The organism is Tropicibacter sp. S64, assembly GCF_049803835.1.
Classification (GTDB): domain Bacteria; phylum Pseudomonadota; class Alphaproteobacteria; order Rhodobacterales; family Rhodobacteraceae; genus Pacificoceanicola.
The window spans coordinates 1-17362 of sequence record NZ_JBNAGK010000017.1; the positions used below are offsets into that span (position 1 = coordinate 1).

Here is a 17362-nt window from a genome sequence, read left to right on the forward strand (position 1 = left end):
CGGGGGCCAGTTCACAGGGAGGTCGCGGGCTTACTCGGCGGCGATGGCCTTTTCGGCGGCGGCGGTCTGCAGGATGAAGTCGAACTCGAAGTGCAGGTCGGTGCCCAGTTCCGGCGCGGCGGGCTTGAACGTGCCGATCAGGCTTTCCTTGACGGCGAAGACGCTGTCGTTGTCGAGCCAGGCGCTGTCGGCGTCGTAGATCTGGCTGATCAGCGGGCGGTAGCCGTCCTTGGAGATGATGAAGTGCATGTGGCCGGGGCGGTTCGGGTGGTGACCCATGAACTGCAGCAGCTCGCCGGCGGTCTCGTCCTCGGGGATCGGGTAGGGCACCGGGCGCACGGCGACAAAGGCGTAATGTCCGGTCTCGTCGGTCTCGAAGCGGCCGCGCAGGTTGTATTCCGGCTGGTCGGGGTCGAGGTTCTCGTAGATGCCGTTCGGCGCGTCTTCCCAGACATCCAGCGTCACACCGGCGATGCCGTTGCCGTTCTCGTCGCGGATATAGCCCTCGAACCAGGCGGTTTCCTCGTTGTCGAAATGCTTCTGGATCGTGGATGCCCCCTTGGGCAGCACCGGCGGGTTTTCCCGGTAGAACGGGCCGAGCACAGTGGACTCCGAGGCGTTGCCCGAAACCGGGTTGGTCATCATGTCGACCAGCACCTCGACGCCGATGATGTCGGCCAGCAGGATGAATTCCTGGCGGTTGTCGTTGCACAGCTTGCCGGCGCGTTCGAGGTAGGCGCAGGCCTCCAGGAACTCGGAATGCTGCAGCTTCACGTCCTTGATGAAGGCGTGCATGTGCTTGATGACGCCGGTCATGATCTCGCGCTGGCGCTCGGTGATCGGGCCGGACTTGCCGAGGCTGTCGATGACGACGTCGGTGATGTTGTCCTGATTGACGATACCCATGGGTTTCCTCCTCCTTGGCGGTCTCTGGGGTGACGGGCTGCCCCGTTGGCATCTGGTGTGACGGATCGCGGGCCGTCACCCAATGCCTGCGCCGGTATCGGCTGATACCGTGACCGGCGGGCACGATCCGGCGCAGTATCGCCCCATACCCGTCACGGCATGGCGCACGCCCGTCCGTCCGTGGCAGCAGGGGGGTGCGTTATCCGAGGGAGGCCCAAGTGATCGAGACATTGACGCAGATCCAGTCGCAACTGGACCGCACCCCGCACCTGCTGCGGCTGGGGCGGTTGTTTTCCGAGACGGTGCTGATCGAGGTGGACGGGGACGAGTACTACCTGACCTTCGACAAGGGCCGGATCACGTCCGTCGCACAGGGTCCCAGCCGCAAGACGCCGTGGCGCTTTGCCCTGCGCACCGATGCTGAAGCCCTGGCCGAGTTCTGGCAGCCGCGCCCCGCGCCCGGCTTTCACGACGTGTTCGGGCTGGTCAAGATCGGCCGGGGCCGGATCGACGGCGACATCCTGAGCCTCGTCAAGAACCTGCGCTTCTTCAAGGAGGTCCTGGGCCTCGCGCGCGCAAGACAGGAGCAAGCCGCATGAGCATCGAGCCGATTTGCGGGCGGTATCTGACCGTCCCCGTCGAAGGCGCCCCCCGCCGCATCTATTTCGAAGAGGCGGGGCAGGGGCGTCCCGTCCTTTGCCTGCACACCGCCGGGGCCGACACGCGCCAGTGGCGTCACCTGATGACCGATGCCGCCGTCACCGCGTCGAACCGCCTGATCGCCTTCGACATGCCCTGGCATGGCAAATCCCTGCCGCCCGAAGGCTTCGAGACGCAGGAATACCTGCTGACCACCGAAGCCTATATCGAAACCGTTCTGGCGGTGGCGGGCGGGCTGGGGCTGGACAGGCCGGTTCTGGCGGGCTGTTCCATGGGCGGACGCATCGCGCTGCAACTGGCGGCGCTGCACCCGGACAAGTTCAGCGGGTTCATCGCCATCGAGGCCTCCGATTTCCAGCCCGCCTGGTATGACATCGACTGGTTCCACCGCCCCGACGCCCATGGCGGCGAGATGGGCGCGGCGCTGGTCTCGGCGAATATCTCGCCCTTCGCGCCGGAGGCCGAGCGCTGGAACACGCTGTGGATGTTCATGCAAAGCGGGCCGGGCGTGTTCCGGGGCGATCTGTCGTTCTACACGAAGGACGACAGCCTGATCGCGCGGCTTGGCCAGATCGACACGGGCCGCACGCCGGTGCATGTCCTCGTCGGCGCCTACGACCTGACCTGCACCCCCGAAGACGCCGCCCGCACCGCCCGCGCCATCCCCGGCGCCACGCTGGCGGTGATGGACGAACTCGGCCACTTCCCGATGAGCGAACACCCCGAGGGCTTCCGCCCCTTCTTCCTCGACGCGCTGGCAAAAATGCCCGCCACAAAAGCGAAAGCCGCATGAGACATGCCAGCCGATCTCGGCCGCAGCCGTGGTCTCGGACAATGTCGCATCCCGCTTTGGAATGGGCTTCGCTTGCGTCTGCACGCCTGGCACCAGCAGTCTGTGGTAAGCAGTCCGCGGCAATGACCGACCGTTCGGTGCAGGGGCCGGCGTGTCAGGCAAGCCGTCTGCCTTCTGCGTCGAAATGGTAGGCGCTGTGCGGATGAAACCCGAACCGCAGATCCTGACCTTCCTCGACCGTGTGCTGTCCGAACAGGCGTGCGGTGATCTGATGGTTGCCCACGAAGCCGATGACATTGGTGTCCCCGCCCAGCTTTTCGACATGGCTGACGCGGGTCCTCAGAGCGCCATCCTCGGCGAGGAAGAGATCCTCGGGGCGGATGCCCACGGTGCGCGGATCGCCCTCGGCCAGCAGCCCCGCCGGGAAGAAATTCATCGAAGGCGCACCCAGGAACCCCGCGACGAACTGGTTGGCGGGATTGTTGTATAACTCCATCGGGCTGCCGATCTGTTCGACCCGGCCATCACGCAGCACGACGATCTTGTCGGCCAGCGTCATGGCTTCCGTCTGGTCGTGGGTGACATAGACCATCGCGCCGCCAAGCTGCCGGTGCAGGTTGGCGATTTCGATCCGCGTGTTCATCCGTAGCGCCGCGTCGAGGTTCGAGAGCGGCTCGTCGAAGAGGAACAGCTTCGGCTCGCGCACGATGGCCCGGCCGATGGCGACCCGCTGGCGCTGTCCGCCCGACAGCTCCGAGGGCAAGCGATCCAGGTAAGCGCCGAGGTCCAGCATCGCCGAGGCCTTTTGCACGCGCTCTTCGATCACGGCCTTGGGCCGGCCCTCCTGTTTCAGTGCAAGGCTCATGTTGCCGCGCACGGTCAGATGCGGGTAGAGCGCGTAGCTCTGGAACACCATGGCGATGCCGCGTTTCGACGGCGGGGTCCGATTGACCACCTCGCCACCGATTTGCAGCTCACCCGAGGTCGCATCCTCCAGCCCCGCGATCACCCGCAGAAGCGTGGACTTGCCACAGCCGGAGGGGCCGACGAAGACGACGAATTCGCCTTCTTCGACGTCGAGGTCGATGTCCTTCAGCACGTGAACCTTGCCAAAGGACTTGTTCACGGATTTCAGCGACAGGGCGGTCATGGCAGAATCTCCTCGAGAGAAACGGATCGGCCGCTGCGGATGCTCTCATCCGCTGCAAGGCAGATGGCGAGCGAGCGCAGCGCATCGTTCATGTGGCGGGTCAGGTCGGTGTCTTCGGCAATGGCACGCAGCATGGCGGCCTGTTCGGCGTCACACAGCGCCTGATGACCGGGTTCGTCCGGCATGGCGACTGTGTGGTCGCCATCCGGCGTGTGGATCAGCAGACCGCCGACTTTCGTATGCCCGTCGATATCGGCGGAGGCCCCCTTGTTGCCTTCGGTGATCGAAACGGAGCCGTTCGGGCTGACGATGTCCTTCACGAAAAAGGCGGTCTCCGACATCATCGGCCCCCACCCGGCCTCGTACCAGCCGACGGAGCCATCGGCGAAGAACACCTGAAACTGCCCGTAATTATACATGTCCGGCGCGATTTCGTCGGTCAGACGCAGGCCCATGCCATGCACGCGCAACGGGGCGGCGTCGGTGATCTGGCACATGACATCGACGTAATGAACGCCGCAATCGACGATGGGCGAGGTGGTCTGCATCAGCGCCTTGTGCGTCTCCCACTCTGCGCCGCTCGATTGCTGATTGAGGTTGAGGCGGAAGACGTATGGCCCGCCAAGGCTCCGCGCCTCTTCGATCAGCCGCACCCAGGACGGGTGCTGGCGCAGGATGTAGCCGACCATGAGCTTGCGGCCCGTGCGCATTGCCGTGTCCACCACGCGGCGGGCGTCGGCGACTGTCGTGGCCAGCGGCTTTTCGACGAAAACATGCGCGCCCGCTTCCATCGCGGCACAGGCAAGATCCGCGTGGCTGTCGGAATAGGTGGCGATCACCACGAGGTCGGGTCTTGTCGCCATGCCCGCATCGAAGGTGGCAAAGCGCGGGTAGCCTTCGAGCGCCTCCGGCAGGGCGATGTCCGAGCGGTTCACCAGCCCGACAATCTCTGCCCCGGGGTTGGCATGATGGGCGAGCGCATGGCTGCGCCCCATGTTGCCCAGACCGACAATCAGAACCCGCATCATTTGACCGCTCCCGAGGTGATGCCGCGGATCAGTTGCCGCGAGAAGATGACATAGAGGACAAGCACCGGCAGGATCGCCATGCTGAGCGCCGAGAGAACCGCGTTCCAGTCGGTGACGAACTGCCCGATGAAAACCTGCGAGCCGAGGGTCAGGGTCTTGGTCTCCTCCGCCGGTGCGAGGATCAGCGGGAACCACAGGTCGTTCCAGATCGGGATCATGTTGAACACCGCCACCGTCGCCATCGCCGGCCGCACCAGCGGCAGGACGAGGCGGAAGAAGATGGTGTATTCCGACAGCCCGTCGATCCGACCGGCGTTCTTCAGATCGTCGGACACCTGCCGCATGAACTCCGACAGGATGAACACCGCCAGAGGCAACCCCTGCGCCGTATAGACAAGGATCAGTGCCGTGAGCGTGTTCACGAGACCCGTCGCCACCATCATTTCGAGGATCGCGACCGTGCCGATGCGGATCGGGATCATGATCCCGAGCGCGAGATACAGCCCCATCAGCATATTGCCCCGGAACCTGTATTCGGACAGGGCATAGGCCGCCATCGCGCCAAAGAGCAGGATGAAGAAGAGGGAGACGACCGTGACGATCATCGAGTTCTGGAAGTAGCCGAAGAAATCCCCCTGCTTCATCACCGTCTCGTAACCGATGGTCGAAAAGCTCTCTGCATCGGGCAGCGCCAAAGGCTCGCGGAAGATCGCCTTGCGGGTCTTGAAGCTGTTGATGAGGATGACGAAGACCGGGAACAGCGCGATCAGCGTATAGAGGATCAGCGCCCCGTGCATCAGGGCCGTGTTGAGCGGGTTGGAGCGGGCGCGGTTCACAGCTGATACCTCCGCATGCGGGTCTGGATGCCGAACAGGTAGATGCACACGCCGACGAGGATGATCGCGAACATCGCCCCGGCGATGGCCGACCCCATATGCGGATCACCCAGCTGCAACTGGAACCCGAAGAAGGTGCGGTACATGAAGGTGCCAAGGATATCGGTGGAGAAATCCGGCCCGGCCAGCGCGCCCTGCGCCGCATAGATCAGGTCGAACGCGTTGAAATTGCCGACAAAGGTCAGGATTGAGATGATCCCGATCGACGGCAGGATCAGCGGCAGCTTGATCTTCCAGAAGGCGGCCATGCCGGTGACGCCGTCGACCTCCCCGGCTTCGAGGATCTCTTCGGGGATCGACAAGAGCGCCGCATAGATCAGCATCATCGGGATGCCGACGAACTGCCAGACCGAGATCAGCGCCAGCGTGGTCAGGGCGTATTCCTCCTTGCCCAGCCAGGGCGCGAAGAGCGATTTCAGCCCGACGGCGTCGAGCATGGAGGGCGCGATGCCCCAGATCGGCGAGAGGATCAGCTTCCACGCGAAGCCAACGATGACGAAGGACAGGATCGTCGGGATGAAGATCGCCGAGCGGTAGAGCGCGGCAAACCGCAACCGCGGATGGCTGAGCAGCGCCGCAAGGGCGATCCCGATGGGGTTCTGCACCAGCATGTGCACGAGGAAGAACCAGAAGTTGTTGCCCAGAGCGTTCCAGAACTGATCCGCCCAGACGGAGTCAAAGAACAGCCGGCGGAAGTTTTCGAGCCCGACAAAGACCCGCTCCTGATCGACGCGGGCAAAAAGCGCCAGCCGTAGCGTGTTGAACAGCGGAAAGATCATCACGGCAGTGTAGACCAGCACCGCGGGAGCCAGGAAAATCGGGATATGCCAACGGATCCCTGTGCGCTCAGACATGGCAGGACTCCTCCGGGGCTGCCGGGGTGACCACACGTGTGAGGGTACCCATGCTGTCGGGGATGGTTTGAATGATCATGAATGCCGCTCCGGTTGAGAGGGACGCCGCTCGGGCGGGGATCTTCGGGAAGCAGGACCGGGCGGTGCGTGCACGCCGGTCAGGGCGACGCCCCTTCGGACAGTGGCCGCGTCTCTGACGTCCTGGGTGTGAAGACATCCCCGCCGAAGCCGTCAGGCAGGGGCAAGCGGCGGCGCGGTCCGTTCCGGTGCGCCGCCGCAAGACTTACTGCTGCGGGGCGTACCAGCTGGCGAGGCCGTCCTGCAGCTTCTGGCCCAGTTCCTCGGGGGTCGATGTGCCCTTGATTGCCGCCGCCGACGCGCCCCAGGTCTCGTTTTCGAGGTTCGGCGTGCCGCGCGACAGGATCTGGTAAGTCGAGCGGATGGTCGATTCACACTCCCCGCGCCAGCTGACGAATTCCGCGGCCAGTGGGTCGGTGATCTCGACCGGCGCCGAGGACAGCGGGAAGAAACCCGGCAGCGCGTTGCCGAAGATGGACGCGAATTCCGGGCTGGCCACCCAGGCGAGGAAGGTCCGCGCGGCCTCGGGATGGTCGGTTGCGGCGTTCATGCCGATGCCGATGTCGGTGTGATCAGAGATGTAGCAGGTATCGCCCGCGGCCTTGACCGGCGGCTTGAAGGCGCCCATCTCGAAATCGGCCTGCGCGTTGAAGCCGGACACCTCCCACGAGCCCGCCGGATAGATCGCGGCGCGGCCGAGGGTAAAGATGTTCTGGCTGTCGGGATAGGTCTGCGCCTCGTAGCCGTCGCCGAGGTAGTCGGCCCAGCGGGCCAGGGTCGCATAGGGCGCGACCCACTGTTCGTCGGTCAGCTTCTGCTCGCCCTTGATGAGCGCCTGACGGCCCTCCTCGCCCTTCCAGTAGTTCGGGCCGATGTTGTTGTACCCCATGGTGGCGGCTTCCCACTGGTCGTTGGTGCCCATCGCCATCGGAATGTAGGTGCCGTCTTCCTTGATCTTGTCGAGCACGGCGAAGAATTCGTCTTCCGTCGTGGGTACTTCAAGACCGAGTTCCGCAAAGGCGTCCTTGTTGTAGATGAAGCCGTGGATCACGCTCGCCATCGGCACGCAGAAGGTGGCGGAGCCGTCATCGGTCTGCCAGGCGGATTTTGCCACATCCGAGAAGTTCGACATGGCGTCGAGGTCACTCAGGTCCGCGAGGTGGCCGGCCTGGTAGAGCGCCAGCGAGGCATCGAAGGGGCGGCAGGTGATCAGGTCGCCCGCCGAACCGGCGTCCAGCTTGGAGTTCAGCACGGCGTTGTATTCCGCCGGGGCGGACGGCGTGAACTGCACCTTGATGCCGGGGTTTTCGGCCTCGAAGGCGGGGATGATCTGGTCCTGCCACAGGGTCAGGTCGTCGTTGCGCCAGCTTTCGATCGTCAGCGTGACGTCCTGCGCCTGTGCGCCGGTGGCCACCAGCGCTGTCGTCAGCAGCGCCAGCTTCAGTGTCGTGCGTGTCATGTCCGTTCTCCCAGTTGGTTTTGTTTTTCGTCTTGCCGCGCCAGGGCGGCGCGCAGGTTTCCCCCGGTTTCCCGGAGAATCTCGTTGGCCCGGGCTTCCGAGACGCCCGTCGCCGCCATCACGACCGCTGTCTTGACCGCGCCCCGGGCCGCCTCCAGCGCCTCGGTGGCGCGATCCTGCGGCACCCCTGTGATGCGGCGGATCATGCCGGTCGCCCGGCCGCGCAGCTTGATGTTGTCGGCCCGCAGGTTGACCATCATCCCGTCATGCACATGGCCCAACTCCACCGCCATGGCGGTCGACAGCATGTTCAGCGCGATCTTCTGCGCGGTGCCCGCGCCCATCCGGGTCGACCCGGAAATCACCTCGGGTGGGGTGGGCAGGCAGATGGCGTGATCGGCCCCCTCCAGCAGCGGTGTGCCGGGATTGTTGGCGATGGCGACCACCGTCGCGCCCCTGTCGCGGGCGATCTGTACGGCGGCCAGCGTGTAGGGTGTCGTGCCGCTGGCGGAGACGGCGATGACTGTGTCGCGTGACTCCAACCCGGCCAAAGCCTCGGTCAGTCCGTCGGTTTCATCCTCCGTGCCGCCGGGCATCTCGGGGCCGGTGGGCAGGCCGCCTGCCATGTGAATGCGGATCTGCGAAGGCGGGATCGAGAAGGTCCCGCCCAGCTCCTGCGCATCGGCGGCGGCCATCAGTCCCGAGGACCCGGCGGCCACGTAATGCAGCAGGCCCCCGGTCCGGATCGTCCGGGCCATGGCGGAGGCCCCCCGTGCGATGTCCGCAGCCGCCCCGCGCACGGCCTGCGCGGCAGACACCTGCCCTTCGGCCAGCACCGCGGCAACCTCGGCCAGAGGGCGCAGGTCAAGCCCGATGGCCTGGTCGTGAAGCGCTTCGGTCGATGCTGCGGTCATGCGATTCCCCCGTTCGTTGCCAAAACAATACCTTTTCAATACCTTTTGTCCAGAAAATTCTTGCACGCCTCGTTTGGGGCCGAATTTCCCATGGTGGAAGCATGATTGGTCACCATTTTGCCTTCCCTTCCTGCAATAGGTATTGTAATGGTATTTTCATGAGCACATCGAAACACACCCTGGTTCTGGCCATAGACGGCGGCGGCACGCGCTGCCGGGTCGCCGCGCAAGGCGACGTCGTCACCGTGGTCGAGACAGGGTCTGCCAATGCCTCGACTGACTTCGACGGCACTGTGCGCCAGGTGCTGCAGGGGCTTGAAAAACTGGCCGATCGCCTGTCGCTTTCGACCCGGGCGCTGGCCGCCGCGCCGACCTTTATCGGACTGGCGGGGGTCACCGGGCCCGAGATCGCCGGACGGCTGCGCGCTGCCTTGCCCTTCGATACCGTGCGAATCGAGGATGACCGCGTTGCCGCCGTGCGCGGCGTGCTGGGGCAACGGGACGGGGTGCTGGCGCATTGCGGCACCGGCTCCTTCCACGCGGCGCAGGCGGGCGGCACGATCCGCCTGTCCGGCGGCTGGGGGCCGGTTCTGGGGGATGAAGCCTCGGCGCAATGGGTGGGCCGGCAAGCGCTGAGCCTTGTTCTCGAATGTGTCGACGGTCGTCGCGCCATGACCCCGTTGGCGCAGGGCCTTCTGTCCGACCTCGATGGTGCGCCGGGGATCGTGCGCTTTGCCGGCAGGGCTGCACCGCCGGACTTCGGGGCGCTCGCACCGCGGGTGACGGAGCACGCGCAACGGGGCGACGCGCTGGCCAGAACCATCCTGCGCCGGGGCGCCGACGACATCGCACGAGCGCTGCGGAAGATCGGCTGGCACACCGGGCTGCCCGTCTGCCTGACCGGCGGCATCGGCCCGCACTATGCGGATTACCTGCCGGACGACCTGCGCACCTGTCTGGCCGCCGCTCAAGGGGAACCCTTGGACGGAGCGATTTCGCTGGCCCGGGATCTGGCAAGGGAGACCGGCCATGACTCCGCTTGAATTCCTTCACCCCGCCGGCTGGCTGACCGACAGCGGCGGCCCACGCTACGTGCAGCTGCGCCGCCGCCTCGAGGAGGGCATCGGCGACGGCATCCTGCCGCCCAATTCCTCGCTCCCGCCCGAGCGCGAGCTGGCCGAGATCACCGGGTTGTCGCGCGTCACCGTGCGCAAGGCCATCCAGGAACTGGTCCGCGACGGGCTGGTGGAACAACGGCAGGGCTCGGGCACCTTTGTGCGTGAGCCGGTGGCCCGGATGGAACAGTCGCTGTCGCACCTGACCTCCTTTACGGAGGACATGGCACGGCGCGGCATGGACACCACGTCGAAATGGCTCGAACGCGGCATCTTTGCCGCGACAGAGCAGGAAGCCCGTGTACTGGACCTGGGCGAGAGCGGCGAGGTCGCCCGTATTTACCGCCTGCGCGAAGCGGGCGGGCGTCCGATGGCGCTGGAACGCGCCTCGCTGCCGTTGGACATCCTGCCCAACCCTCTCGAAGTGCGAACCTCTCTCTACGAGGTGCTCGACCGGCGTGGGCAACGTCCCGTCCGCGCCGTGCAGAAGATCTCCGCCATCAATATCGAGGCGCCCGAAGCCGAGCTTCTGGGCGTGGTCGACGGCGCGGCGGGGCTCAGCATCGAGCGCACTTCCTATCTGGAGGGAGGGCGCGTGGCGGAACTCACCCGGTCGCTCTATCGCGGCGATGCCTATGATTTCGTCGCGGAATTGCGCCTTTGACTTGCCCCTGACATTGGAAAGGGACCCTGACATGACCAACCACACCACGAAGATGCGCGAGGAAGTGCAGGAAATCCCCGACGCGGTCGACCGGCTCCTGACCCGGGGAGCGGACGCCATCGCGGCGGTGGCCGAACAGGCCCGCACGATGGATCCCCGCATGCTGATTTCGGTTGCGCGCGGCTCGTCGGATCACGCCTGCACTTACCTGAAATATGCCAGCGAACTGGTGCTGCGGCGGCCCATGGCCTCGGTCGGACCGTCGGTGAAGTCGATCTACGGCGTCGACCTGCAGGCCCCGGACGCGCTGTGCATCGCCGTGTCGCAATCGGGGCAAAGCCCGGACATCGTGCGCATGACGCAAAGCCTGCGGGCGGGCGGTGCCCTGACCGTGGCGATCACCAACGATGCCGCATCGCGGCTGGCGGGCGTCGCGGATGCCACCCTGCCGATCCATGCCGGTCCCGAACTCAGCGTCGCGGCAACCAAGACTTTCGTGACCTCGCTGGTGGCGGGGCTGTGGCTGCTTGCCGAGATCAAGGGGGATGACGACCTGCTGGCCGCGATCCGGGCGCTGCCCGAGCATCTCGCCCGCTCCGTGCGCTGCGACTGGTCGGAGGCGGCGGCGGCCATCGACGGCACCTCGCTGTTCACGCTGGGACGCGGGCCGTCCTGGGCAATTTCCAACGAGGCGGCGCTGAAGTTCAAGGAAACCTGCCTGATCCACGCCGAAAGCTATTCCTCCGCCGAGGTGCTGCATGGGCCGGTTTCGATCATCCAGCGCGATTTCCCGGTGATTGCCTTCGCTGCCGGAGACGCCGCCGAGGACAGCGTCGCGCAGGTGGCTGACGCATTGGCGGAGAAGGGCGCACGGGTGTTCACACTCGCCCGCGGGGCCGGGCGGGCCACGGTTTTGCCGCATGAGCGCACCGGCCACTGGCTGACCGATCCGGTCGCGGCCATCGTGTCTTTCTACGGCATGGTCGAAGCTGTCGCGGTCGGCAGGGGCATCGACCCGGACACACCGCGGCATCTCAACAAGGTGACGGAAACCGTATGACCCAGCCCGCGAAAACCTACCGGAACGGCCGCATCTTCGATGGGCAGACCCTGCGGGACGGCCATGCCTTGCGTATCGAGGCGGGGACAGTGGCGGCACTTGCTCCCGAAACCGAACTGCCGCGCGATGGCGAGGTCGTCGATCTGGGCGGCGACATCCTGTCTCCCGGTTATGTCGACCTGCAAGTCAACGGCGGCGACGGGATCATGTTCAACGATGATCCGTCCGTGGAAACGTTGCGTCGCATGGCCGGGGCGCACCGTCGCCTTGGTGTCGCGGCGCTGTTGCCGACGTTGATCACCGACAGCCGCGAGGTCACCCGCGCTGCCATCGCCGCCGCGATCGAGGCCGTGCAGGCGGGCGTGCCCGGCATCGCCGGGTTGCACCTGGAGGGGCCGCATCTGTCCGTTGCCCGCAAGGGGGCGCATGACCCCGCATTGATCCGCCCGATGGAACAGGCCGATCTCGACGCCTTGCTGGCTGCGGCGCAGGCCCTGCCAGTTCTCAAGGTCACGCTTGCGCCGGAAAACGTCACCGAGGCGCAGGTCACGACGCTGGCCGGTGCAGGGGTACTGATCTCCCTTGGCCATACGGACGCCGATTTCGACACCTGCCGCCGGTATTTTGCCGCGGGGGCGCGTTGCGCCACACACTTGTTCAACGCGATGAGCCAGCTTGGCAACCGCGAACCGGGCCTTGTCGGCGCGGTTCTCTCCGACGGTGCGGTGTCCGGGGGGCTGATCGCCGACGGGCTGCACGTCCATCCGGAAACGATCCGCACCGCCTGGGCGGCCAAGACCGGGCCGGGCCGTCTCTACCTTGTCAGCGATGCAATGGCGGTGGCCGGCACCGACCAGACCGCTTTCGATCTGGGCGGGCGGCGGATCGAGCGGCGCGTCGGTCGGTTGACCCTGGCGGACGGCACGCTGGCGGGGGCGGATCTGGACCTGACGACCGCGCTGCGGGTGATGACCGGACAGGTCGGAGTGCCGCTTGACGCTGCCCTGCACGCCGCCACCACGCTGCCTTCGCAAGTGATCGGCCGCAGGCCGGACCGACTGGCACAGGGCCACCCGGTGCCTGCCGGAATGATCCGCGTGACAAGCGGCCTCGATGCGGTGATCCCCTTGGGGTGACCAGCCAGCAGGCGACGCTGCGGCCAGATTGACCCGCTGAAACCGCGACCCGGCTGCGCGAGGCGGAACAGCGGGCGGGGATCTGCCCTTTCGGAGCCGCCGGTCCCGCGCTGCCGGAATACGTGCAATGGACCGGCTTTTGCATCTCGCGCTCTGGCGGGATGATCCGCAGGATCTTTTGACGCGTCGACGTTGAAGCGGCCGCGCCGATTGCGCCGAGGCCTCGCGAAGCTGTCGCAAGTCCTGTCGTATTGAGTTTTCGATCACTCAGGCAAAGCCAGAATTTCCGACTGCCAGCTTCCTGTCCATACGTGTCCTCATGCGCATCGAGGAGGATGGAGTGTCCTGGGAGTGCAGCGGACAAGGGAATTTCAAGTCGATCTCCGGAAGCGGGTCCGTCGCCGATTGGGACGACACGTGAAGACTCTTGCGCTGGCGTTTGTTGCAAACGCCAACAAACCGGCAAAGATCGTGCCCAAAGGCGTGCTGGATGCTGTCACCCGGGACGGGCATGTCTCCGGCGTGCCGATCCCGCGGCAGGGCACGAACTTCCTTTTCGCCACAGCGGATGCGCCGGCAGGGTCGATGCAAGGATGCCGCCAAGCCGGGATTGGCAGGTGATGGACATCCCGATTCGCTTGCCGTGCTCCACGGTCGGGCTTCTGACGCACGAGAGGGGTGGTCGCCGCCATGCCGCCGTTGACTGGATAGGGTTTGATCACGAAAGCGCTTGGGTCGGCGCTGACGGATCCAGGCTGGAACGTCGCGGGAAGGTTCGGCTTGAACGCTCCACCGTTTGCCAGCCACCCGGCATGTCTCAGGATTTCGCGATGGCGACTTCGATAAACGCGAGTCCCTTCTTCGCGGCGACGTGATCGAGCGCCTTTGTCAGGGCGCCGCGGAACTCTGCCGTGGTCGCCGCATGGCTCGCAAAGGCGCGAGAGGCTTCGGCGACCTTTACGAAATTCGGGCTGGGCGAGAGGTCGGTCAGCGGGACCGTGTTGGCGCGGGACGCATGGCCTTCCGGATAGACGTCGAGCACTGACTGGCGAACGGCGCCCCATTCGGTGTTGTTCAGCACGAGGACCACCATCGAGAGGCCAAGCGCCTCCGCGATCTGATGGCAGGCGACCGGGTTGGCGAACATGTAACTTCCGTCGCCCATGGTTGCCACCACGGTCCGGTCGGGCCGCGCAAGGGCAAAGCCCATGGCTGCCGGGAACCCCCAGCCGAGGCCGCCGGCATGCGGGCCATCGAACCAAGTCTGGTGCTTCTCAAGCACCATGGACGGCAACTGACAGCCTAGTTCGGAAAACACCGTGGCGTCCCGGTCCCGTAGTTGCAGTGACAGCTCATGACTGATCCAGCGCTTGGTCAAGGCCGAGGCGCCCTCATCGCCAACGGCGGCGTCGAAGCGGGCGGTTCTGTCCCTTTCGTTCGCCTGCGTGATGGTCCTGGCGCGTGCCAGGGCCTTCTTTCCGTCGCTGTCACGACGTTTCGATAGCGCGGCTTCGAGCGCCAGGATTGCGGGCGCGATCTCTGTGGTCATACCCAGATCGCAGCGAAAGTTCCGGACGCCGGAGCGCTCCTGCAACGGGCGCGGGCCGATCTGGATCACGGTCGCGTCTTCCCGCGGTTCCGCCTGTGCGGGAGACCAGGGGGCGAGTACGTCGAGGCACAGGATGACATCGGCCTTTTCCAGCCAAGGGCGCGGGTCCGGCCCTGTGGCCATCGGGTGGGTTGTCGGAAGCGCCAGTTCGACGGTCCAGTACTGACATACGGGAATGCCCCATTCCCCGGTCAGGCGGGCCAGAGCGTCGAAGGCCTCCTGCGAGCCCGCGCCGTGCTGGGCGAAGATCACCGGATGCTTCGCCTCGGCGAGAAGGCGGGCAATCTCGTTCATCGTGGCAAGGTCGGGGCCGATGTGCGAGGGACGCATGTGCGGCCGGCGCAGGGCGCCCTTGGCGGGAACGGTCTCACAGAGCACTTCGCGCGGCAGGCTGACATAGACCGGCCCCTTGGGCGTGGACCCGGCGATCCCATGGGCGCGGTCCATGACGTCGAAGACCTGTTCGGGGAAGCGCAGTTCGTAATCCCATTTGGTCGCCTCCCGCACGAGGCTTGCCTGGTCGAGCATTTCCTGCCCCCAGCCGATGGGAACCGTTCGGGCCCCCAGCCGGCCCTTTTCCAGGGTCGGGGTGCGACCGGAAAACAACAGCATCGGGATGTTGTCGCAGGCCGCGTTGATCGCGCCCATGGCAACATTCGCGAGTCCGACGTTTGTGTGGACCATGACGGCCTGCGGACGCCCTGTGGCCAGCGCATAGCCATGCGCCATGCCGATTGCTGCGCTTTCGAAGGGCACGGTGACCGTACGGGGCAGCGACATGCCCTCGGCCTCGGCTTCGGACAAGCCCTCGATAACAGGAGGAAAGTCGGTGCCGGAGTTGGCGAATACGTACTCGACACCCAAAGCGCTGAATCGAGACAGCAGGGCTGCACCGGCGGTCATTCTGTTATTTTCGGTCATCCTGGCTTCCCGACTATCTCTCGAATAGTGAGATACTCATCTCAGTAATGCATGAAATCTTGGCGCATCTTGTCAAGCGCCCAAACAGGCTGGTCCTGGATTGCGCCGAGGACCTCTTGCGCGATTGTCGCGAGACTGGCCGCTATTCGTGCCTCGTGGGCCGCCGAAAACCGGCTGGCCATGCGAAAGGCAGACAGCGTCAGGCGCGGCTCTCCGGCATGGTCGAACACCGGCACGACCACAGCGCCGATGTCCGGTTTGCTTTCGCCGCGGTTGCAGGCGAATCCGTCCTGTCGCGCCCGGTCGATTTCGCTTAAAAGGACGGGCACGTTCGCCACTGCCAACTTTCCGGTCCGGACCAGATCGCCGATCCGGGCGTCGCGCTACTGCGGTGCCATATGTGCGAGCCAATGTTTGCCCTGTGCCAAGGCTGCAGGCACCCCGACGCACCTGTACCAAAGCGCCAACCGCTTCCAGCATGACCAGGAACCGATGCGCCGAGCTGGCGCTCATCTCCAATGCCTGCGCCGCTTCGGCCGATGTCATCTGCGGGTTTTGGCTGGGAAAAGAACTCGAGAATTTCGAGGGTCGTGATCAGCGATCCACTTAGCGGTGTGACCATTCGATCTGCTTCGACAGTGGTGGATGGCGCAACGCCACGCGTGGCCGGCTGTGTTTCCGGTATCGTTGCAGAAGTCGGGACTTTGAAACAGGTCCCTGATCTGCTCACACAACCAGACGCACGCGGGATCCTGCATCGTGTTGATGTGCCGGACATTTTGCACCTTCGAGCGCCCGCGCGGGCAGGTGGTGCTGGGCGCACCGGTCAGTCCGGACGCGGGCGGGCAGAGTGCGGGCGCGATGCACGCCGAAACCCTTCTGAACGGGGTGCCCGCGGACATTTGCATCTATGCCGAAGAAAGTTTTGGCGGCGGGTAAGACCCGGGTTACGGCGGGATAGATGGCAAGGCTGCGTTCGCCAAGTTCACCGATCTGCGCTGGATCACAAGAGACGACCCGAACCGGCACGACCCGTTCTGAATCGACTTGAAGCTGAGTAAGCCAGCCCCTCGAGCGGGGCAAAGACCTGGCCGTCCACCAGCGGCAAAAGGCAGAGGCTGACCTCGTCCCGGATCAGCACATCGGAGTCGGTCATCAGCGCCCGCCTGATGGCGGTTGCCTGCTGTTCACCGCCCGTCCCCGGTGTTGGAGAATGCCGTCCTCGTCCTCGGGCAGCGGCTCGCACGGCGAACGTCCATTCGGACCGAAGATCTGGGCCAAACCGCCGACGGGCCTGGTGGTCTGCCGGTTCAGAAGAAACGCCTTTTCTACTTTGTAGCCGGCAACCGGGTCGAACATCTCCTGGCTGACGATGGCGCAGGTGGCCAGAACACAGCCGGAGTCTTCGACCGCGTAGATCTGCGACGCGGCAGTGTTGACCTCTGGTCCCAGCGCAGCGGAAATTGAGCCCCGCCTCCTGCGAAAGGGGACGGGGAAAGACCGTCAGTAGCCGACGGTGAAGCGTGCCCTGGGGTGCTTCGGCGCTTCGATCTCGTCGACCATGGCGATGGCGAAATCCTCGTAGCTGATGCGGCTGCCGTCCGGCCCGACCAGCAGCGCGTCGGTGCCAAGCCGGAACGTCCCGGTGCGCTCGCCTGCTTCGAACACGGCAGACGGTGACAGGAAAGACCAGTTCAGCCCCTCGGTCGCCCGTAGACGGTCGAGGTAGGCAGCGCCGGCCGCCGCTTCGGCGCGGTAGGCATCGGGGAAGTTCGGATCGTCGATCAGCCTTGCGCCCGGCGCGACTTCGAGGCTGCCGGCGCCGCCGACAACGAGGTAACGCGGCACGCCGGATGTCTGAACCGCGTCCAGCAGCTTGTCCGGATCGAAGGCGAGGAACCTGACCGAACTGATGACCGCATCGTGGCCGGCCAGGGTCTGCGCCAGCGTCTCGGGTTCGGTGATGTCGCCCACGACGGGATTGGTTCGATCCAGCGCCTGGATCTCGTCGGCGGACCGGGCGATGGCGGTGACCGTGTGCCCGCGTGCGATGAGTTCCCGGTGCAGTCGCTGGCCGACATTGCCGGAGGCGCCGATGAGTGCGATTTTCATGACAGGG

At 65.4% G+C, this 17362-nt stretch carries 19 protein-coding genes and 1 pseudogene; 8 read left to right on the plus strand and 12 right to left on the minus strand.

Annotated features, from left to right (window positions below; genetic code table 11):
- Nucleotides 1-30: 30 nt before the first annotated feature.
- Nucleotides 31-906: a dioxygenase gene (locus tag ACP159_RS22130; protein ID WP_425101905.1), complete on the minus strand. Its 876-nt coding sequence runs from the start codon at nt 904-906 to the stop codon at nt 31-33.
- Between the two features lie 218 nt (nt 907-1124).
- On the opposite strand from ACP159_RS22130, the gene ACP159_RS22135 reads away from it, so the two are divergent.
- A complete protein-coding gene (locus ACP159_RS22135) occupies nt 1125-1505 on the plus strand; it encodes a hypothetical protein (protein ID WP_425101906.1) in 381 nt (126 codons plus the stop codon).
- Nucleotides 1502-2359 (plus strand): alpha/beta fold hydrolase, encoded by an 858-nt coding sequence (locus tag ACP159_RS22140; protein ID WP_425101907.1) that lies wholly within the window; start codon nt 1502-1504, stop codon nt 2357-2359. Before ACP159_RS22135 ends, ACP159_RS22140 begins: the two co-directional genes overlap by 4 nt.
- 154 nt (nt 2360-2513) lie before the next feature.
- Here the strand turns inward: ACP159_RS22140 and ACP159_RS22145 are convergent, their stop codons facing one another.
- The 6 genes from ACP159_RS22145 to ACP159_RS22170 form a co-directional block, all read right to left on the minus strand.
- Complete coding sequence (locus ACP159_RS22145; protein WP_425101908.1) at nt 2514-3509, minus strand: ABC transporter ATP-binding protein; 996 nt, start codon at nt 3507-3509, stop codon at nt 2514-2516.
- On the minus strand, nt 3506-4537 hold the full coding sequence (locus ACP159_RS22150; RefSeq protein ID WP_425101909.1) for a Gfo/Idh/MocA family protein: 1032 nt from the start codon (nt 4535-4537) through the stop codon (nt 3506-3508). Before ACP159_RS22150 ends, ACP159_RS22145 begins: the two co-directional genes overlap by 4 nt.
- Entirely contained in the window at nt 4534-5334 is an 801-nt protein-coding gene (locus ACP159_RS22155; RefSeq protein ID WP_425102008.1) for a carbohydrate ABC transporter permease, read from the minus strand. The genes ACP159_RS22150 and ACP159_RS22155 overlap by 4 nt, the downstream gene beginning before the upstream one ends.
- Nucleotides 5335-5369: 35 nt before the next feature.
- Nucleotides 5370-6287, minus strand: a complete 918-nt coding sequence (locus ACP159_RS22160; protein ID WP_425101910.1) for a carbohydrate ABC transporter permease — start codon at nt 6285-6287, stop codon at nt 5370-5372.
- 283 nt (nt 6288-6570) lie between these two features.
- Complete coding sequence (locus ACP159_RS22165; protein WP_425101911.1) at nt 6571-7824, minus strand: ABC transporter substrate-binding protein; 1254 nt, start codon at nt 7822-7824, stop codon at nt 6571-6573.
- The gene (locus ACP159_RS22170; RefSeq protein WP_425101912.1) at nt 7821-8738 is read right to left on the minus strand and encodes an N-acetylmuramic acid 6-phosphate etherase; all 918 of its coding nucleotides are present in this window, start codon (nt 8736-8738) and stop codon (nt 7821-7823) included. Before ACP159_RS22170 ends, ACP159_RS22165 begins: the two co-directional genes overlap by 4 nt.
- Nucleotides 8739-8896: 158 nt before the next feature.
- On the opposite strand from ACP159_RS22170, the gene ACP159_RS22175 reads away from it, so the two are divergent.
- The 5 genes from ACP159_RS22175 to ACP159_RS22195 all read left to right on the plus strand — a co-directional run bounded on the left by ACP159_RS22175 (nt 8897) and on the right by ACP159_RS22195 (nt 13334).
- Nucleotides 8897-9781 (plus strand): BadF/BadG/BcrA/BcrD ATPase family protein, encoded by an 885-nt coding sequence (locus ACP159_RS22175; protein ID WP_425101913.1) that lies wholly within the window; start codon nt 8897-8899, stop codon nt 9779-9781.
- Complete coding sequence (locus ACP159_RS22180) at nt 9768-10517, plus strand: GntR family transcriptional regulator (RefSeq protein WP_425101914.1); 750 nt, start codon at nt 9768-9770, stop codon at nt 10515-10517. Before ACP159_RS22175 ends, ACP159_RS22180 begins: the two co-directional genes overlap by 14 nt.
- Nucleotides 10518-10548: 31 nt before the next feature.
- Nucleotides 10549-11577: an SIS domain-containing protein gene (locus ACP159_RS22185; protein WP_425101915.1), complete on the plus strand. Its 1029-nt coding sequence runs from the start codon at nt 10549-10551 to the stop codon at nt 11575-11577.
- Nucleotides 11574-12713, plus strand: a complete 1140-nt coding sequence (nagA, locus tag ACP159_RS22190) for an N-acetylglucosamine-6-phosphate deacetylase (protein ID WP_425101916.1) — start codon at nt 11574-11576, stop codon at nt 12711-12713. The genes ACP159_RS22185 and nagA overlap by 4 nt, the downstream gene beginning before the upstream one ends.
- A gap of 417 nt (nt 12714-13130) precedes the next feature.
- Nucleotides 13131-13334: a hypothetical protein gene (locus ACP159_RS22195; RefSeq protein WP_425101917.1), complete on the plus strand. Its 204-nt coding sequence runs from the start codon at nt 13131-13133 to the stop codon at nt 13332-13334.
- 196 nt (nt 13335-13530) lie between these two features.
- On the opposite strand, the gene ACP159_RS22200 is transcribed toward ACP159_RS22195, so the two are convergent.
- From ACP159_RS22200 to ACP159_RS22210, 3 genes and pseudogenes are all read right to left on the minus strand, one after another.
- Complete coding sequence (locus tag ACP159_RS22200) at nt 13531-15243, minus strand: thiamine pyrophosphate-requiring protein (protein WP_425101918.1); 1713 nt, start codon at nt 15241-15243, stop codon at nt 13531-13533.
- A gap of 41 nt (nt 15244-15284) precedes the next feature.
- The gene (locus ACP159_RS22205; RefSeq protein WP_425102009.1) at nt 15285-15581 is read right to left on the minus strand and encodes an IclR family transcriptional regulator domain-containing protein; all 297 of its coding nucleotides are present in this window, start codon (nt 15579-15581) and stop codon (nt 15285-15287) included.
- A gap of 121 nt (nt 15582-15702) precedes the next feature.
- Nucleotides 15703-15792 (minus strand): annotated as a pseudogene (locus ACP159_RS22210) (helix-turn-helix domain-containing protein); the annotation flags it as partial.
- Nucleotides 15793-16008: 216 nt separating this feature from the next.
- Here ACP159_RS22210 and ACP159_RS22215 point away from each other — a divergent pair.
- Nucleotides 16009-16182 carry a hypothetical protein gene (locus tag ACP159_RS22215; RefSeq protein ID WP_425101919.1) on the plus strand — a complete coding sequence of 58 codons (174 nt, stop codon included), beginning with the start codon at nt 16009-16011 and terminating at the stop codon, nt 16180-16182.
- Nucleotides 16183-16246: 64 nt separating this feature from the next.
- On the opposite strand, the gene ACP159_RS22220 is transcribed toward ACP159_RS22215, so the two are convergent.
- Together ACP159_RS22220 and ACP159_RS22225 are read right to left on the minus strand one after the other, a co-directional pair.
- Complete coding sequence (locus ACP159_RS22220; protein WP_425101920.1) at nt 16247-16399, minus strand: hypothetical protein; 153 nt, start codon at nt 16397-16399, stop codon at nt 16247-16249.
- A 347-nt stretch (nt 16400-16746) separates the two neighbouring features.
- Nucleotides 16747-17355, minus strand: a complete 609-nt coding sequence (locus ACP159_RS22225) for an NAD(P)-dependent oxidoreductase (protein WP_425101921.1) — start codon at nt 17353-17355, stop codon at nt 16747-16749.
- Nucleotides 17356-17362 lie beyond the last annotated feature (7 nt).

Bases quoted from the DNA above. Each gene is read 5' to 3' on its own strand.
- ACP159_RS22130 (WP_425101905.1), bottom strand. From the start codon at position 906: ATGGGTATCGTCAATCAGGACAACATCACCGACGTCGTCATCGACAGC.
- ACP159_RS22140 (WP_425101907.1), top strand. From the start codon at position 1,502: ATGAGCATCGAGCCGATTTGCGGGCGGTATCTGACCGTCCCCGTCGAA.
- ACP159_RS22145 (WP_425101908.1), bottom strand. From the start codon at position 3,509: ATGACCGCCCTGTCGCTGAAATCCGTGAACAAGTCCTTTGGCAAGGTT.
- ACP159_RS22150 (WP_425101909.1), bottom strand. From the start codon at position 4,537: ATGATGCGGGTTCTGATTGTCGGTCTGGGCAACATGGGGCGCAGCCAT.
- ACP159_RS22155 (WP_425102008.1), bottom strand. From the start codon at position 5,334: ATGCACGGGGCGCTGATCCTCTATACGCTGATCGCGCTGTTCCCGGTC.
- ACP159_RS22160 (WP_425101910.1), bottom strand. From the start codon at position 6,287: ATGTCTGAGCGCACAGGGATCCGTTGGCATATCCCGATTTTCCTGGCT.
- ACP159_RS22165 (WP_425101911.1), bottom strand. From the start codon at position 7,824: ATGACACGCACGACACTGAAGCTGGCGCTGCTGACGACAGCGCTGGTG.
- ACP159_RS22170 (WP_425101912.1), bottom strand. From the start codon at position 8,738: ATGACCGCAGCATCGACCGAAGCGCTTCACGACCAGGCCATCGGGCTT.
- ACP159_RS22175 (WP_425101913.1), top strand. From the start codon at position 8,897: ATGAGCACATCGAAACACACCCTGGTTCTGGCCATAGACGGCGGCGGC.
- ACP159_RS22180 (WP_425101914.1), top strand. From the start codon at position 9,768: ATGACTCCGCTTGAATTCCTTCACCCCGCCGGCTGGCTGACCGACAGC.
- ACP159_RS22185 (WP_425101915.1), top strand. From the start codon at position 10,549: ATGACCAACCACACCACGAAGATGCGCGAGGAAGTGCAGGAAATCCCC.
- nagA (WP_425101916.1), top strand. From the start codon at position 11,574: ATGACCCAGCCCGCGAAAACCTACCGGAACGGCCGCATCTTCGATGGG.
- ACP159_RS22200 (WP_425101918.1), bottom strand. From the start codon at position 15,243: ATGACCGAAAATAACAGAATGACCGCCGGTGCAGCCCTGCTGTCTCGA.
- ACP159_RS22215 (WP_425101919.1), top strand. From the start codon at position 16,009: ATGTGCCGGACATTTTGCACCTTCGAGCGCCCGCGCGGGCAGGTGGTG.
- ACP159_RS22220 (WP_425101920.1), bottom strand. From the start codon at position 16,399: ATGACCGACTCCGATGTGCTGATCCGGGACGAGGTCAGCCTCTGCCTT.
- ACP159_RS22225 (WP_425101921.1), bottom strand. From the start codon at position 17,355: ATGAAAATCGCACTCATCGGCGCCTCCGGCAATGTCGGCCAGCGACTG.